The organism is Proteus sp. G2674, assembly GCF_009915195.1.
Taxonomy (GTDB): Bacteria; Pseudomonadota; Gammaproteobacteria; order Enterobacterales; family Enterobacteriaceae; genus Proteus; species Proteus mirabilis.
Map to the genome: position 1 here is coordinate 37,115 of NZ_JAABLS010000038.1, position 16,386 is coordinate 53,500.

The 16,386-nt window shown below is 39.0% G+C and carries 16 protein-coding genes; 5 read left to right on the forward strand and 11 right to left on the reverse strand.

Translation table 11 applies throughout. The features are described 5' to 3' along the window. The first annotated feature begins 10 nt into the window (after positions 1–10). Positions 11–1,468, forward strand: a complete 1,458-nt coding sequence (locus GWI58_RS14515) for an aminoacyl-histidine dipeptidase (protein WP_004252266.1) — start codon at positions 11–13, stop codon at positions 1,466–1,468. Between the two features lie 243 nt (positions 1,469–1,711). After that, complete coding sequence (locus GWI58_RS14520; protein WP_161735684.1) at positions 1,712–3,874, forward strand: TonB-dependent siderophore receptor; 2,163 nt, start codon at positions 1,712–1,714, stop codon at positions 3,872–3,874. A gap of 76 nt (positions 3,875–3,950) precedes the next feature. On the opposite strand, the gene dinB is transcribed toward GWI58_RS14520, so the two are convergent. Next, positions 3,951–5,006, reverse strand: a complete 1,056-nt coding sequence (gene dinB, locus GWI58_RS14525; protein WP_004244794.1) for a DNA polymerase IV — start codon at positions 5,004–5,006, stop codon at positions 3,951–3,953. A 235-nt stretch (positions 5,007–5,241) separates the two neighbouring features. Here dinB and GWI58_RS14530 point away from each other — a divergent pair, with 235 nt between their 5' ends. Both GWI58_RS14530 and GWI58_RS14535 read left to right on the forward strand, forming a co-directional pair. After that, positions 5,242–6,114 carry a glycerophosphodiester phosphodiesterase family protein gene (locus GWI58_RS14530; RefSeq protein ID WP_004244795.1) on the forward strand — a complete coding sequence of 291 codons (873 nt, stop codon included), beginning with the start codon at positions 5,242–5,244 and terminating at the stop codon, positions 6,112–6,114. Positions 6,115–6,207: 93 nt separating this feature from the next. Then, positions 6,208–6,420: a CsbD family protein gene (locus GWI58_RS14535; RefSeq protein WP_004244796.1), complete on the forward strand. Its 213-nt coding sequence runs from the start codon at positions 6,208–6,210 to the stop codon at positions 6,418–6,420. Between the two features lie 156 nt (positions 6,421–6,576). Here GWI58_RS14535 and nqrM read toward each other — a convergent pair whose 3' ends face one another. The 8 genes from nqrM to GWI58_RS14575 form a co-directional block, all read right to left on the reverse strand. Further along, a complete protein-coding gene (gene nqrM / locus GWI58_RS14540) occupies positions 6,577–6,804 on the reverse strand; it encodes a (Na+)-NQR maturation NqrM (protein ID WP_004244797.1) in 228 nt (75 codons plus the stop codon). A gap of 19 nt (positions 6,805–6,823) precedes the next feature. Then, positions 6,824–7,846: an FAD:protein FMN transferase gene (locus tag GWI58_RS14545; RefSeq protein WP_004244798.1), complete on the reverse strand. Its 1,023-nt coding sequence runs from the start codon at positions 7,844–7,846 to the stop codon at positions 6,824–6,826. Between the two features lie 85 nt (positions 7,847–7,931). Next, a complete protein-coding gene (gene nqrF, locus GWI58_RS14550; protein WP_004244799.1) occupies positions 7,932–9,158 on the reverse strand; it encodes an NADH:ubiquinone reductase (Na(+)-transporting) subunit F in 1,227 nt (408 codons plus the stop codon). A 16-nt stretch (positions 9,159–9,174) separates the two neighbouring features. Then, positions 9,175–9,771 carry an NADH:ubiquinone reductase (Na(+)-transporting) subunit E gene (gene nqrE, locus GWI58_RS14555; protein ID WP_004244800.1) on the reverse strand — a complete coding sequence of 199 codons (597 nt, stop codon included), beginning with the start codon at positions 9,769–9,771 and terminating at the stop codon, positions 9,175–9,177. Between the two features lie 5 nt (positions 9,772–9,776). After that, positions 9,777–10,406 (reverse strand): NADH:ubiquinone reductase (Na(+)-transporting) subunit D, encoded by a 630-nt coding sequence (locus GWI58_RS14560; protein WP_012367566.1) that lies wholly within the window; start codon positions 10,404–10,406, stop codon positions 9,777–9,779. Then, a complete protein-coding gene (locus tag GWI58_RS14565; RefSeq protein WP_004244802.1) occupies positions 10,399–11,184 on the reverse strand; it encodes a Na(+)-translocating NADH-quinone reductase subunit C in 786 nt (261 codons plus the stop codon). Before GWI58_RS14565 ends, GWI58_RS14560 begins: the two co-directional genes overlap by 8 nt. Continuing rightward, complete coding sequence (locus GWI58_RS14570) at positions 11,177–12,415, reverse strand: NADH:ubiquinone reductase (Na(+)-transporting) subunit B (protein WP_004244803.1); 1,239 nt, start codon at positions 12,413–12,415, stop codon at positions 11,177–11,179. The genes GWI58_RS14565 and GWI58_RS14570 overlap by 8 nt, the downstream gene beginning before the upstream one ends. A 3-nt stretch (positions 12,416–12,418) precedes the next feature. Next, the gene (locus GWI58_RS14575) at positions 12,419–13,759 is read right to left on the reverse strand and encodes a Na(+)-translocating NADH-quinone reductase subunit A (RefSeq protein ID WP_004247390.1); all 1,341 of its coding nucleotides are present in this window, start codon (positions 13,757–13,759) and stop codon (positions 12,419–12,421) included. A 415-nt stretch (positions 13,760–14,174) separates the two neighbouring features. On the opposite strand from GWI58_RS14575, the gene GWI58_RS14580 reads away from it, so the two are divergent. Continuing rightward, complete coding sequence (locus GWI58_RS14580; protein WP_161769301.1) at positions 14,175–14,927, forward strand: L,D-transpeptidase family protein; 753 nt, start codon at positions 14,175–14,177, stop codon at positions 14,925–14,927. On the opposite strand, the gene GWI58_RS14585 is transcribed toward GWI58_RS14580, so the two are convergent. Both GWI58_RS14585 and lpcA read right to left on the reverse strand, forming a co-directional pair. Then, the gene (locus GWI58_RS14585) at positions 14,898–15,665 is read right to left on the reverse strand and encodes a class II glutamine amidotransferase (protein ID WP_004244806.1); all 768 of its coding nucleotides are present in this window, start codon (positions 15,663–15,665) and stop codon (positions 14,898–14,900) included. The genes GWI58_RS14580 and GWI58_RS14585 overlap by 30 nt on opposite strands. 58 nt (positions 15,666–15,723) lie before the next feature. Beyond that, on the reverse strand, positions 15,724–16,302 hold the full coding sequence (gene lpcA, locus GWI58_RS14590; protein WP_004244807.1) for a D-sedoheptulose 7-phosphate isomerase: 579 nt from the start codon (positions 16,300–16,302) through the stop codon (positions 15,724–15,726). Positions 16,303–16,386: the final 84 nt, after the last annotated feature.

Below are 16,386 nucleotides of genomic sequence, written 5' to 3' on the forward strand. Positions count from 1 at the left end.
GAGATCCATCGTGTCTGAACTATCTACTCTATCCCCACAACCATTATGGGATATTTTTGCAAAAATTTGTTCAATTCCACACCCTTCATACCATGAAGAAGCCTTAGCGTCCCACATTATGGCTTGGGCGACAGAAAAAGGTTTATCTGTAGAGCGCGATGCGGTGGGAAATATTTTAATCCGTAAACCTGCCACCAAAGGTATGGAAGATCGTAAAACAGTCGTTTTACAAGCGCACTTAGATATGGTGCCACAAAAAAATAACGATACCGAACACGACTTTACCAAAGATCCTATCCAACCTTATATTGATGGTGAATGGGTAAAAGCGAAAGGCACCACATTAGGTGCAGATAATGGTGTTGGTATGGCTTCTGCACTTGCTGTATTAGCTGACGATACTGTTAAACATGGCCCCTTAGAAGTATTGTTAACCATGACAGAAGAAACTGGAATGGATGGCGCTTTTGGACTACAGCCTGGTTGGTTACAAGCGGATATTCTGATTAATACAGACTCAGAAGAAGAAGGCGAAATCTATATGGGTTGTGCCGGTGGTATTGATGTTAAAACCACGGTAGACCTCACTTATGAAGCTATTCCTGCAAACCATATCGTCAAAAAACTGGTACTAAAAGGCCTAAATGGCGGCCACTCAGGTGGTGATATTCATTTAGGTTTAGGTAATGCAAACAAATTATTAGCGCGTTTCCTTGCTGAACATGCGGATGAATTAGCACTAAAATTAATTGATTTCCATGGTGGTACACTGCGTAATGCTATCCCTCGTGAAGCGCATATTATTTTTGCTATTCCTGCGGATAAAGCGACTCAATTAAATAGCATTACCACAGAATTTGAAGCGCTATTAAAAAGTGAATTAGCCATTGCTGAAAAAAATCTAGCTATCGAATTAACAGATACTAGCACCGAAAAACCAGTATTTACTGCTGATTGTCAATCTCGCACCATCAATTTACTTAATGCTATGCCAAATGGTGTTATCCGCATGAGTGATGATGTGGAAGGTGTGGTTGAAACCTCATTAAACGTCGGTGTAGTGAGTATTGTTGACGATAAAGTAGAAATCCTATGTTTAATTCGCTCTCTGATTGATAGCGGTAAAACTTATGTTGTTAGCATGCTGACAGCATTAGCCAAACTTGCTCAAGCAGATATCGAAACCAAAGGTGGTTATCCTGGCTGGAAACCTGATGCGGATTCACCGGTTATGCACTTAGTACGTGACACTTATCAACAACTATTTGATAAAGTGCCAAATATTATGGTGATCCATGCAGGTCTTGAGTGCGGTCTATTCAAAAAACCTTATCCAGATATGGATATGGTTTCTATTGGGCCAACTATTCGCGGTGCACACTCACCGGACGAGCGAGTACACATTAAGAGTGTTGGCCAATACTGGCAGTTACTGACTGCCATTTTAAAAGCGATCCCGGCTAAATAATTCTACTTAAAAACAGTTATCAAACCCGCTTAATAAGCGGGTTTTTTGTTATTTTATCTCCCTATAACTTATTCCCAACCCACCTTATAAAAGCCAATTCTTATACTATTTTGTAATAAAAAACTAACACTAATAAAAATAATTTATAGAATAATAATAATTAGTATTAATATTTACATAATGGTATTTTCACCATTACCGCATTTTAGGTAAAGAAAAATTAAAAATTTAAAGGGATCAACAGTGTCTAAAAAAATTATTGCTACCAACCTATTACTTACTCTCCCCTTCAGTCTGTTATCGTTACAAATTCATGCCGCAATGACACAAAATTCACCTGATAAAATCATTGTTACCGCATCCCCCTCACAAGATCCGCAAGGACCAATTTCAGGTTTAGTGGCAACAAAAACACTATCAACAAATAAAATACTTAGTGATATAGATAAGACACCACAATCAATCAGTGTCATTACACGCGACCAGATGGATGCGCAAGATGTCAGTTCAGTCTCTCAAGCATTGCGGTATACACCTGGCGTTTTCACTGAATATCGCGGCAGTTCAAACCGAAATGATGAAATCTTTATTCGTGGATATAGCTATGCCCCCCGTTTTCTTGATGGACTTAGTTATGGTATGGGAGCCTCATCTTCTACAGGAGCTATTGACCCTTGGCTATTAGAGAGAGTTGAGCTGATCCGTGGCCCGTCTTCTGTTCTATATGGTCAATTAAATCCAGGTGGTCTTGTGGCAATGACCAGCAAAAGACCCACTTCAACAACCATTAATCATATTCAAGCACGTGTAGGAAATGATAAATTAGCAGAGACAGCTTTTGATTTTGCAGGCTCATTAAGTGATGATAATCGTATTCTCTATCGCCTTAATGGATTAGCAAAAACACAACATACTCAAATTAAAGACTATAAAGAAGAACGATTTGCCCTTGCCCCTGCCATCACTTTTTTGCCAAATGAGCAGACACGTTTAACGTTATTAAGTTTTATTCAACAAGAGCCCGAAGCGGGATACCGTAATTTTTTGCCAGCTTATGGTACGGTCAAAAAAACACCAGAAGGCACCATTCCATTTGATTTCAATGTAAATAATGCTGATTATCACCAATCATGGCGTCAACAATATGGCGTTGGTTATGAATTTGAACATGAATTTAATGATAGATTAAAATTGATCCAAAATGCCCGTTATAGCCATATCAAACAAAAATATAAATATCTTGTTTTTGGTTCATTAAGAAAAGATAACCCTTATATTCTTGAGCGCCGAGCTCAACAGGAAAAACGAGAAACAGATACATTTGGTATTGATACTCGACTACAAGCTGATTTTGATACTGAAAAATTAGCGCATACAGTAATTATAGGTATTGATTATCAATGGAGTAAAAATAAAGACAATTTATTGCAAGCGATGGGCCCAGAATATGATCTGGATTGGCGAAATCCTAATTATCATTATCCTATTGATATCAGTTTACAAAAACCGGTGACAAATCAATTACAAAAACACGACCAGTTAGGGATCTATTTGCAAGATCAGATCCAATGGAAAAACTGGATCTTATTAGGGGGATTACGCCAAGATTGGGCGCAAGTTCGTACCTATGATCACATCAAAAACAGCAAAGACCAACAAGACGATCAGAAGCTAACCGGTCGAGTGGGTCTACTCTATGCCTTTGATAATGGTATTTCACCTTATATTAGTTATAGCACCTCTTTTGAACCTAATTTACAGACACGAAGAGCTCCGGGTAGTGCACCATTTGAGCCAAGTGAAGGACGTCAATTAGAAGCAGGAATAAAATACCTCACCCCAAATGAACAGACATTAGCAACACTCTCCATTTACCAATTACAACAACGTAATGTGACTAACTATAACGCCGAAAAAGCCTATTTTGAGCCAGTGGGTGAAATTAGAAGCCGTGGTATTGAAGCGCAAATTAATAGCCAATTAACTGAAAATATATCATTTATTAGTAGCTATGCTTATACCGATACTGAAGTGAGAAAAACCATCACCGCAGGTACACAAGGAAAAGAATTACCACGGGTTCCTAAACATATGGCATCATTTTGGGGACAGTATGATGAAACATCAGGGCTATTTAATGGTGCTAAAGCGGGCTTTGGTGTGAGATATATCGGTGTATCTCAAGGTGACACTAAAAATACGATTAGTGTACCTGCAGTCACTTTGTACGATGCCATGGTAGGTTATTCTTTAGGCGAATTATCCTCCTCTTTAAAAGGGGCTGAAGTTCAACTAAATATGAATAATATTGCCAACAAACACTATGTTGCCTCTTGTGCGGGTGAAACTGCCTGTTTTTATGGCATTGGCAGAACCATGACAGCAACGATAAATTACCGCTGGTGATCATCTATTAATTAAAAAGTATATTTAAATACATTAACCATAGTGCGCCTTGATGCTCGCTATGGTTTTTTAATACTTATAATGCTAAAAGAAGTTGTCGTTCCATTTGTGGATCTTGCAACGTAACATGAAAACCGACTAATCTTACTCCCCTGCCATTTCGACGTTCATGCCATGCCTGATAAGCAATATCAATTAAATCCGTTTTTTCTAAAATAGGATGAGAATGCTCTTGGGTGGTTAACTGAAAATCATCAAATTTTAATTTAACCCCTTGTCTCGCAATTCTAAGATCAGGTTTCACTCGGCTTAATCGTTTTTCTAATTCATCATATAATCCATCAAGCAATGCTAAACACTCATCCCATGAATCAATATCTTCAGCTAGTGTGCGCTCAACACCAACAGATTTTCTTAAACGTTCAGGATTGATTAATCGCTCATCAATACCATGGCTACGCTCCCATAAGCTTTGCCCAAATTTACCTAGATTTCTCACTAAGGAAATAACATCCGTACCACGAACATCAGCACAGGTTTCTAATCCCATCTCTTGTAATCGAGCAAAGGTGACTTTTCCTACTCCCGGAATTTTATTTAATGGTAATTTTAAAATAAAGTCATCCATCTGTTCAGGGGTGATCACATATTGTCCATTCGGTTTATTTAAATCAGATGCTATTTTGGCGAGAAACTTAATCGGCGCAATACCGGCGGAAGCCGTGAGGTTAAGTTCAGCAAAAATTTGCTGGCGGATCTGTTGCGCTATCAATGTGGCAGAGCCGTGACAGTGTTTGCTATCAGACACATCAAGATAAGCTTCATCTAATGAAAGCGGCTCTATTAAATCTGTATAACGGGCAAATATTTGACGAATTTTAGCTGAAGTCTCTTTATATAATGCCATGCGACCGGGCAATACTTTTAAATGAGGGCATAATTTTAATGCCGTAGCCGTTGACATGGCACTACGGACACCAAAACGGCGAGCAGGATAATTAGCAGTACAGATAACACCTCGACGAGAAGCATTACCACCGACTGCAATAGGGATCTCTTTTAATGTAGGGTTATCTCTCATTTCAATCGCAGCATAGAAACAATCCATATCGACATGAATAATTTTCCGCATACAATCACCTCACGCCATTTACTGTTTAAATATACAGTAAATAACCATTAACTACAATTTTTATTCCCTGATCTATACCTATTTTAAGTGATATTAGTGATTATTATTTTAATTAAGTACGTTTGTTTATAGAAATGTCACACAGTAATGATAGATTACTTTTAACTTATTCTGCTCTTTTTATTTTTATCGTAATTATTTGAAAATCAAATATAAAACAAGGAAATAGAGTTATATGATCAAAATATTTATTGCAATTTCATTCCTCTTTTACTCAGTATTTGTTATGGCTTCTCCTAAAATTATTGCACACAGAGGTGGCACAGCGGATGCACCTGAAAATACCGAAATTGCTATCAAAACAGCACTAAGCAATCAAGCTGATGCAATTTGGATAACCGTTCAACTGTCTAAAGATAATGTCCCTGTTCTTTATCGTCCAAGTGATCTAAAAAGCCTCACTAATGGGCAAGGGGCAATTTCAACCTTTACTGCCAAAGAATTGGCGCAATGGGATGCAGGATATAAATATGGGGAAGCACAACAATTTCCATATCGCAATAAAGGAGTTACTATCCCGACATTGGAGTATATTCTGACTCAATTTCCTAAAACACAATTCTATATTGACTTAAAATCACCTGATGCCGATCCCGTTATACAAGGCAAAGCATTAGCTTCGGTATTAAGCAAACATAATGCGTTAGAAAGAACGCGTGTTTATTCTACCAATAGTGCTTTTTTAGATGCGTTACCTGATAACGTACAACGCTTTGAAAGTCGTGATGTTACCCGCGATATCTTAGCCAATATTACTATGGGGCATATCTGTTTACTGCCAGAAAATCTTGATATCACACGTTGGTATGGCCTTGAACTGCACAGAAAAGTTGAGGTTGTTGAAAAATATACCTTAGGTGAAGCTCGTTCAGCGGCTGTATTAAGTTGGGACAAAGATGCGATGTCTTGTTTTCGTGCGGGGGGTAATGCGCATATCGTTTTATTCGGTATCAATACTGAGAAAGATTATTTGCAAGCAGTAGAATTAGGTGCTGATGCAGTTATGGTTGATTCTCCAGCTAAAATAAAAGCATTTAGAAAAGAGTAAACATCGTTGCGACATTGGCGCTTTTTTACCTTACTACATTTCTCTTCTACACTTAATAGTGTCAATAAACAGAAATAAGTTAGGTGGAATAAGATGTTAAATAATAAAGCTTCTGGTGACTGGAATTTATTTAAAGGAAAAGTGAAAGAAAAATGGGGAAAACTCACCCATGATGAACTGGATATTATTGAAGGAACCAGAGAGCAACTGATAGGGAAACTCCAAGAGCATTATGGCTATTCTTATGATGAAGCGAAAAAAGAAGTATTAGAGTGGGAAGGCAGTAACCCTTATCCTTGGAAGTAGCAGCGACTTAATCACGCTATTAAAAAGCTTAATATCCTTATCTGAAAGCGATTTTTCTAAACAAAAAAGAGTGGCGTATAAAATATACGTCACTCTTTTATTTTAGCTATTACTTGATAAATCCATCGTTAGCAAAAAAATGCATCGATAACCAAATTATAAGATGCGATTTTTCTGCAATAGCTCTTGGCGAGCAGCTTCTTTCGCCATTCTTTTTTTACGAGCATCACAAGGTTCAGGACAATCACACTCTTTCTCAATACCAATAGAGCCTAAACCACCACAACTGCCCTGAATACTTTTACGTTTAACAATATATCCTAAAGCCATTCCAAAGAATGCCAGTAAGAACAAGATGAAGGCAAAAAGAAATATTTTTAACATAACCTTCTCTCCTTAAATTCTACTTTTTCAAGAATGGGGCGAATGCCTTACTATAACGCTCTTCAAACCCATTTTCAGTTTTAACTATCATAAAAACAGGAATATTTAATTTATTTGCTACCTCTAAGCCCTTTTCAGGCCCCAGAACATTTAACCCTGTTGATAAACCATCAGCACTCATACAAGTAGGTACAATTACGGTAATAGAAGCAAGGTTATGTTTGATTGGGCGACCTGTTGTAGGATCAATCGTATGAGAAAAACGGACGCCATCTTCTTCAAAATAGTTACGATAATCTCCCGATGTCGCAATCGAATTATCACCCGGTTCAATAATTAATTGTACACTCTGTGTGGTGCCATCATTAGCAGGTTTTTCAATCGCAATACGCCAAGGTTTATCATTACCATTAACACCTTGTGTTCTCACCTCACCACCAATATCAACCATATAATTGGTAATATTTTGAGAAATCAAATATTCGGCAACAGCATCAACACCGTAACCTTTAGCAATAGAAGAGAGATCAACATAAAGCTCAGGTATTTTTTTAATTAATGTATTACCTTCCACAGCAAGGTAATCAATTCCCGTCCATTTTTTACGTTTAGCTAGTTCATCGGCTGAAGGTTGATGAGTAAAACGTCCTTCAGGGCCAAATCCCCATAAATTGACTAAAGGCCCAACAGTAACATCTAAAGCCCCATCCGTAATTTTATTAATACGTATCGCTTCACTAACGACTTTAGCAGTAGCGGGTGAAACTGGGAATGGCGTATTAATTTCACGACTTTGATTGAAACGACTTAATTCAGATTGAGGACGATACGTTGACATTTGATCGTTCACTTCTTCAAGAATACGATCGATTTCTGTTTGTAAGACGCTTTGTGAAGGTGAATCACTACTAGGAACATATTTAATTGAATAGTAAGTTCCCATCGTTTCGCCTTCTAACACCTGCTGTTTTTCACCACAGGCTGATAAGAAAACCAGTGCACATAGCATCAAGATCCCATGCATCATCTTTCTTTTTAACATATATCTCTCTTCTGATCATGAGCGCCCACATTAGTGGGCGCTTGTCATTTCATACTGTTATGCTTTATCTACTTTATGTGAAAAATCAACCACCAAAGTCATCCAGCATAATATTTTCATCTTCTACGCCTAAATCTTTAAGCATTTTGATCACCGCAGCATTCATCACTGGTGGTCCACACATATAGAATTCACAATCTTCTGGTGCTGGATGATCTTTAAGGTAGTTTTCATAGAGCACATTGTGAATAAAGCCGGTGTAACCCGTCCAATTATCTTCCGGTAATGCATCTGACAGCGCAACATGCCAAGTAAAGTTTTCATTCTCTTTAGCCAGCATATCAAAATCTTCTGTATAGAACATTTCACGCACAGAACGAGCACCATACCAGAAGCTAATTTTACGTTTAGAATGTAAGCGTTTTAGCTGATCAAAAATATGTGAACGCATTGGTGCCATACCAGCACCCCCACCAATGAAGATCATTTCCGCATCAGTTTCTTTTGCGAAGAATTCACCAAATGGCCCTGAAATTGTCACTTTATCACCCGGTTTTAATGACCAAATATAAGATGACATAATTCCCGGTGGCACATCAGGATTACGTGGTGGCGGTGTCGCAATACGCACGTTTAACATGATAATGCCATGCTCTTCAGGGTAGTTCGCCATGGAGTATGCACGCACGGTGGTCTCTTTAACTTCAGAAACATAGCGGAATAAATTAAATTTATCCCAATCTTCACGATACTCTTCAGGAACATCAAAATCTTCATAGCGCACTGTGTGAGGAGGACATTCAATCTGAATAAAGCCCCCAGCACGGAAAGGTACCACTTCACCTTCAGGAATTTTTAACACCAACTCTTTAATAAACGTGGCTTTGTTATCATTTGAGATAACTTCACATTCCCATTTTTTAATCCCGAAGATCTCTTCGGGTAGCTCTAATTTCAGATTATTTTTAACGTTAACCTGACAAGCTAAACGGCAACCTTCTTTAGCTTCACGCTTATTAATATGAGAAAGCTCAGTAGGAAGAATATCTCCACCACCTTCAAGTACTTTTACGCGGCATTGACCACAAGAGCCACCACCACCACATGCAGATGAGATAAAAATACCTTCGTTTGATAATACGTTGAGTAATTTATCACCGGCTGGCGCATGGAAACTTTTTTCAGGATCTCCATTCACCTCAACTTCAATATCCCCTGTATTGACTAACTTTGATTTTGCAAACAAAATCAATGCAGTTAGCACCAATACAATCAGGGTAAACATCGCAACACCTAGAATAATTATATCCATGAGTTCTTCTCACCCTTTATAGCTGAACACCAGAGAAGGACATGAAACCTAATGCCATCAACCCTGTGGTGACAAAAGTAACTCCTAATCCCTTCATACCTGACGGTACATCCGCGTATTTCATTTTTTCGCGAATAGAAGCCAGTAATACGATAGCTAACATCCAGCCAATTCCAGAGCCGAAACCATATACAATAGATTCACTAAAGTTATAGTCACGTTGTGCCATAAAGGACACACCACCAAAAATAGCGCAGTTAACAGTGATCAGTGGCAAGAAGATCCCCAATGCGTTATATAGCGAAGGGAAGTAGCGATCTAAAATCATCTCGAGGATCTGTACCAGAGCCGCAATCACACCAATGAAAGTGATAAAGTTTAAGAAACTTAAATCAACACCTTCCATTAATGCATTCGCGCGTAGTACATAGTTGTACACCAAGTTATTCAAAGGTACAGAAAGACCCAGAACAACGGTTACCGCAATACCTAATCCAAATGCTGTTTTTACATTTTTAGATACCGCAAGGAAAGTACACATCCCTAAGAAGAACGCCAGTGCCATATTTTCAATAAAAACAGCACGAACAAATAAGCTTATATAATGTTCCATGGCAATTAGTCCTCTTCAACCTGTGCAGGTTTTAATGTACGTAATCCCCAAATTAGCAAGCCAATAATAAAGAAAGCACTTGGCGCTAACAGGAATAAGCCATTAGGTTGATACCAACCGCCGTTTTGGATAGATTCCATCACCGTAATGCCAAATAATTTACCTGAACCAAATAGCTCACGTAAAAATCCAACAAGGATCAAGATAACCCCATATCCTAGGCCATTACCGATACCATCCATAAAGCTTTCGATAGGTGGTGACTTCATCGCATAGGCTTCAGCGCGTCCCATCACGATACAGTTAGTAATGATAAGACCAACGAAAACAGAAAGCTGTTTAGATATTTCATAAGCGTACGCTTGTAAAACTTGGTCTACCACAATTACTAATGAAGCAATGATCGCCATTTGCACAATAATACGTACACTGCCGGGGATATAGTTGCGGATCAGTGAAATAAAGAAGTTTGAGAATGCCGTCACTAATGTTACCGCAATGGTCATTACTAGTGCCGTCTCAAGCTTGGTTGTTACTGCTAATGCAGAACAGACCCCTAATACCTGTAAGGCAATCGGGTTATTATCTAACAACGGCCCGAGTAAAACGCGTTTGATCTCTTTTGTATCAGCCATTGATCTCTCCTTCACGAACTTTTTTCAGGAATGGGCCGAAACCTTTATCACCTAACCAAAAATCGAACATATGTTGAACGCCGTTAGAGGTTAAGGTTGCACCTGAAAGGCCATCAATACCATAAGGACTATCTGATGCCCCGCCACGTACGATTTTAATAGCAGGCACACCTTCTTCATTCAGTAAGCGTTTACCTTTCCACTGTGCCTTCCATTGCGGATTATCAACTTCTCCACCTAGCCCCGGCGTTTCACCATGAGAATAATAGGTAATCCCCTTCGCTGTTACACCATCAATATCTACCGCAACAAAGGCATACATGACCGACCATAGGCCTGAACCATAGACGGGCAGTACCACTTCTTGGGTTTTACCTTGATCATCAAGAACAAAGTAAACTTCTGCGGTATTGGCACGACGACGAATTTTTGCAATATCTTCTTCAGGTGATAGTGCGATAGAAGTTTCATCGCTACGTAGTTCGCTATTTAAATCAAAGTCGCCTTTACTGTCTGTCAATTCGCCAGTTTTGAAGTTTACAATCTTAGCTTTAATGCGTGTATCGTAAACTTTGAGTACTTCACTGGCGCTCATCTTAGGCACCAATAAACCAGCAACATCTAGAATATTACGTTGTTTATCCAGTAGCTTTTGCTCTTCTTGCTTAGATTTAAGTCCAACAGCAGAGCCAGCCACTACCACGGAACAAACAAGACATAGAATAAATACAACGAGGAACGTTCTTCCGACGCTATCTTTGTTTTTTTCTTTAGCCACGAGCTTTTCTCCGCTTAATATTCGCCTGAACAACCACATAGTCAAACAGCGGTGCAAATAAGTTGGCGAATAAGATTGCTAGCATCATTCCTTCTGGGTAAGCCGGATTGACGACACGGATTAGCACAGCCATTACGCCAATTAAAATACCGTAAGCCCATTTGCCTTTATCAGTGAATGAAGCTGATACCGGATCGGTTGCCATAAACATCATACCAAATGCAAAGCCACCTAATACGAGGTGCCAGTGCCAAGGCATTGAGAATAATGGATTAGAGTCAGAACCAATCAAGTTAAACAGATATGACATTGCAATCATACCCACCATCACACCGGCAACAATGCGCCATGATGCGATACGAGCAAATAAAATGATTGCGCCGCCAATTAGGATCATCAGTGTTGAGACTTCACCAATAGAACCGGGGATATTTCCAAGGAATGCATCCATCCAAGAAATAGGCTGCTGAGTGACATTATTTAACAATGCACTTTGACCAGAAACAGACCATTGAGAGAGAGGGGTTGCACCAGAGAAACCATCAGCGGCAGTCCAAACAAGATCACCTGAAATTTGTGCCGGATAAGCAAAAAAGAGGAAAGCACGCCCTGCTAATGCGGGGTTTAAGAAGTTACGTCCTGTTCCACCAAAAATCTCTTTTGCAATTACGACACCAAAGGTGATACCTAAAGCAGCCTGCCATAATGGTAATGTGGGTGGCACAATTAACGCAAACAGAATAGAAGTAACAAAGAAACCTTCGTTAATTTCATGTCCGCGAATAAGGGAAAATAACACTTCCCAGAAACCACCTACCGCAAATACAACAAGATAGATAGGTAAAAAGTAAGTTGCCCCAAGGAGCATTTTACTTCCCCACCCAGCATCTGGTGTCAATGATGCACCTAAATACTGTGCAAGTGCATAGTGCCAATCAGAAGCAATCACTTGCTGTAACTCAGCACCACTATACAACTGATTAAGAGCAGGGATCGCTTGTTGACCAACGTTATACATTCCCCAGAACATCGCTGGGAAAACAGATAACCAAACAAGGATCATCATACGTTTTAGATCGATGGTATCGCGTACATGCGAACCATTACGTGTCACCGTACCCGGCGTATAAAAAACCGTTGTGACCGCTTCATAGAGTACATACCACTTGGCGTATTTACCACCGGGCTCAAAATGGTGCTCTACTTTTTCAAATAAATTTTTCAACCCCATGAGTTACCCTTCCTGCTCAATTTTGGTCAATACTTGGCGCAGTGCTGGGCCATACTCATATTTGCTTGGACAAACATAAGTACATAATCCCAAATCTTCTTCGTCCAATTCCAAACAACCTAATGCTTGAGCACTGTCAGTATCACCGACAATCAAATCACGTAACAAATGTGTTGCCATAATGTCTAATGGCATAACACGCTCATAGTTACCAATTGGCACCATTGAACGTTCACCACCATTCATTGTGGTTGTAAATGCAAAACGTTTGTTCTTTAAGAAGTGACCAATTGTGGTACGTGTAATGGAGAATTTATTAGTACCTGGATAACCCCAACCAAATAACTCTTTTTCACGACCTTCGCGTAATACAGAGACTTGGTTATGAAAACGGCCTAAATAGTGATGCGCTTCGTCCGATTTCCAACCCCATAAAATAGAGCCAGAAATAATACGATTATCACCATCGACTAATTGATCTTTCGTTAATTCATAAAGATCAGCACCTAAACAGGTACGTAATAATCGAGGGGCTTTAACTTGAGGTCCCGCTAATGCAACAACACGCTCGGTATATAAAGAGCCAGTAGTAAAGAGATACCCTATCGCAATAACATCTTGGTAGTTAAGATGCCATACCATTTTTTTCGCGCTGACTGGCTCTAAGAAATGGATATGAGTACCCACTAATCCCGCAGGATGAGGGCCAACAAATTGGTTATAGCTAATTTGTCCATCATTGAGTTTTGCCGGTGCTTTTTCACCATGACAAACATGCACCTTACCCTCTGTTAATTTACTTAAAACAATCAGACCATCGTTAAAAGCCTGCTCGTTTTGTTCAATGATCACAGTAGGATCTGCCGCTAATGGATTAGTATCCATCGCAGTGACAAAAATTGCCACCGGCGTGGTTCCTAATTTAGGGGAACGACTGTATGGACGTGTTCTTAACGCTGTCCATAAACCTGAATTTACTAGGTTTGTTTCTACTTGTTCACGGGTCAATTCTGAAAGTGATGAGCTATCATAACTGTCGAAAGTGACTTCTTCATCGCCGTCAACTTCAATAACAACGGATTGAAGTACACGGCGCTCACCGCGGTTAATGGCAACAACTTTACCACACGCAGGGCTTGTGAATATTACACCGGGGTTCTTTTTATCTTCAAAAAGAACCTGCCCTTTTTTAACATGCTCACCTTCCGAAACCATCATAGAAGGACGCATTCCGACATATTCTTCACCTAGCAAAGCTACGTGTCGAATCGCGGGTCCGTCTTCTATCACTTGGGCAGGCGCTCCTGCAATTGGGAGGTCGAGTCCTTTTTTAATTTTAATCATAAGATTTGCACAAGTTTATCAGTTAAACCCTAAGCTACAAATTCACCCCGAAAATGTAGCGACTCTGTAATAAAAACACCTTAAGGTAGTTTGATACCCTAAGTTATTTATCTCCGATAATTGTTACTATTTTCTCTTATTCTGCCGATCTGAATTTTATCATCTCAGTTTCAGCCTGTCTGACTATTCGAGTGATTTAGCTCAAGCAAATGGGAATATTATTTTGACTGAAACGTTAACAATTCGCATAAACCGAATTAAAATATCACATTTCTCGACCAACGATTAAGTTTTATACAGAATATTTTGTAATAGAAAAGAAACCATAGTAGATTTAAATTTACAAATTGATTGCTTCATTGCAATCTACAATCTAGTTTATCAACAAATTTTAAGCCTTTTTTTTGATAAAACCATGACCAGTCACGCAAAACAATTAATCATATTTTTAACAATAATATTAACCTCATTATTTGTTAATGCCGAAAATAGTTCAAAATTTCTTATCAAACCTGTTAAAAAAAGTACAGGAGAGCCCATCTATATTCAAATATTTAAAGAAGAAAACTTACTAGAACTGTATATAGAAAAACAGGATGGACAATTAGAGAAAATACGTACTTATCCCATTTGTAGCTATTCGGGAGGATTAGGTCCGAAGAAATATCAAGGTGATTTAAAAAGTCCCGAAGGCTTTTATCAAGTTAATCGAACTCAGCTTAACCCAAATAGTCGGTTTTATCGAGCAATTAACCTAGGATTTCCTAATCAATACGATCAAGAGCAAGGTTATACCGGTGATTTCTTGATGATCCACGGTGCTTGTAAATCAGTGGGTTGCTACGCAATGACCGATACTGTGATGGATGAAATCTACCAATATGCCGAACTTGCGCTGAAAAATGGCCAACCGAGCATTAATATTCATATTTTCCCTTTTAAAATGACAGCCGAAAATATGAAAAAATTCCAATACTCTGCCAATATGGATTTTTGGCAACAGTTAGCACCTGCTTACCAATATGTGGAAGAATACAAAAAAATCCCAGCAATTAGTGTAAAAAACGGTCGCTATTTGGTGAATAATCGTGAGGCTATTTCCACATTAAATTTAGCTAAAAGTATCGATAGTAAATGGTTACAAAATTCGCAACCCACGATCAAATAAAACAAACTCACCAACAGGAATTTTTTGCCAAGATTCATTACCTGTTAAGGGTAATGTCGATATTACCGACACAATATCATCCGCTTTAGTGTGTTGCTGAAAATCAATTTCAATATCTTGATCCAGCAATTTGGCCTTACCAAAAGGAGCTTTACGGGTTATCCAGTGTAAATTAGTTGAACAATATGCCATAACAAACCGGCCATCGGATAACAACATATTAAACACACCTTTTTGTCGCAATTGATCAGCTAAAATAGCAATGAAACGAAAGACAGCCGGCCAATTAGATGGTGTTCTCTGGTAACGCTTTTCAAGCTGATTTAATATCCAGCAAAAGGCTTTTTCACTATCAGTCTGTCCTACCGCTCTAAAACGCCCTGTATCCAGTGATTGATAACCTTTAAGTTGTCCATTATGAGCATAAGTCCAATTTTTACCCCACAGTTCACGGGTAAAAGGATGCGTATTTTCTAAACTGACATTACCTCGATTAGCTTGGCGAATATGCGCAATGACAGCATGTGATTTAATGGGGTATTCTTGTACAAAACGAGCGACGGGTGAAACGGCACTAGCTTGTGGATCTTTAAATGTACGACATCCTAATCCTTCATAAAAGGTGATACCCCAGCCGTCTTTATGAGGGCCAGTTTTACCACCACGAGGAATGAGGCCACTTAAACTAAAATTGATATCAGTGGGTACATTTGCACTCATGCCCAACAATTCACACATCGCCCGCTCCTACTTACTCACGCTTTAATTATTCATATAAGGCAATATTACTATATCGTTATTTTTCCATTTCTTTTTCAATCAGCTGGATCAGAATATGAATAACTTTGATATGGATTTCTTGAATACGGTCGGCATAACCAAAATGAGGGACACGAATTTCAATATCTGCACTCCCTGCCATTTTTCCGCCATCTTTACCTGTTAGAGTAATAACTTTCATACCTTTTTCACGAGCGGCACTAATGGCTTTAATAATATTGCCTGAATTACCGGAAGTTGAGATCCCCAGTAATACGTCACCCTCTTTACCTACCGCTTCCACATAACGTGAAAAAACATATTCATAACCAAAGTCGTTACTCACACAAGAAATATGGCTCACATCAGAAATTGCGATAGCAGGATAACCGGGTCTATTTTCACGATAGCGCCCCGTTAATTCTTCTGCAAAATGCATGGCATCACAGTGTGATCCCCCATTACCACAGGATAAAACTTTGCCACCTGCTTTAAATGAGTCTGCTAATAATACAGCTGCTTTTTGAATGGCTTCAATATTCGCATCATCTTGTAAAAAACGAGAGAGTGTATCTGCCGCTTCAGTTAATTCGCCACGAATAAGATCTTGGTACATAGGATTTTTACTCCAGAAAAGGGATCAAAAAATATCTATTTCTCAGTGTAACGGATCCAATGATACGAAAGAAGCACCTCTTTA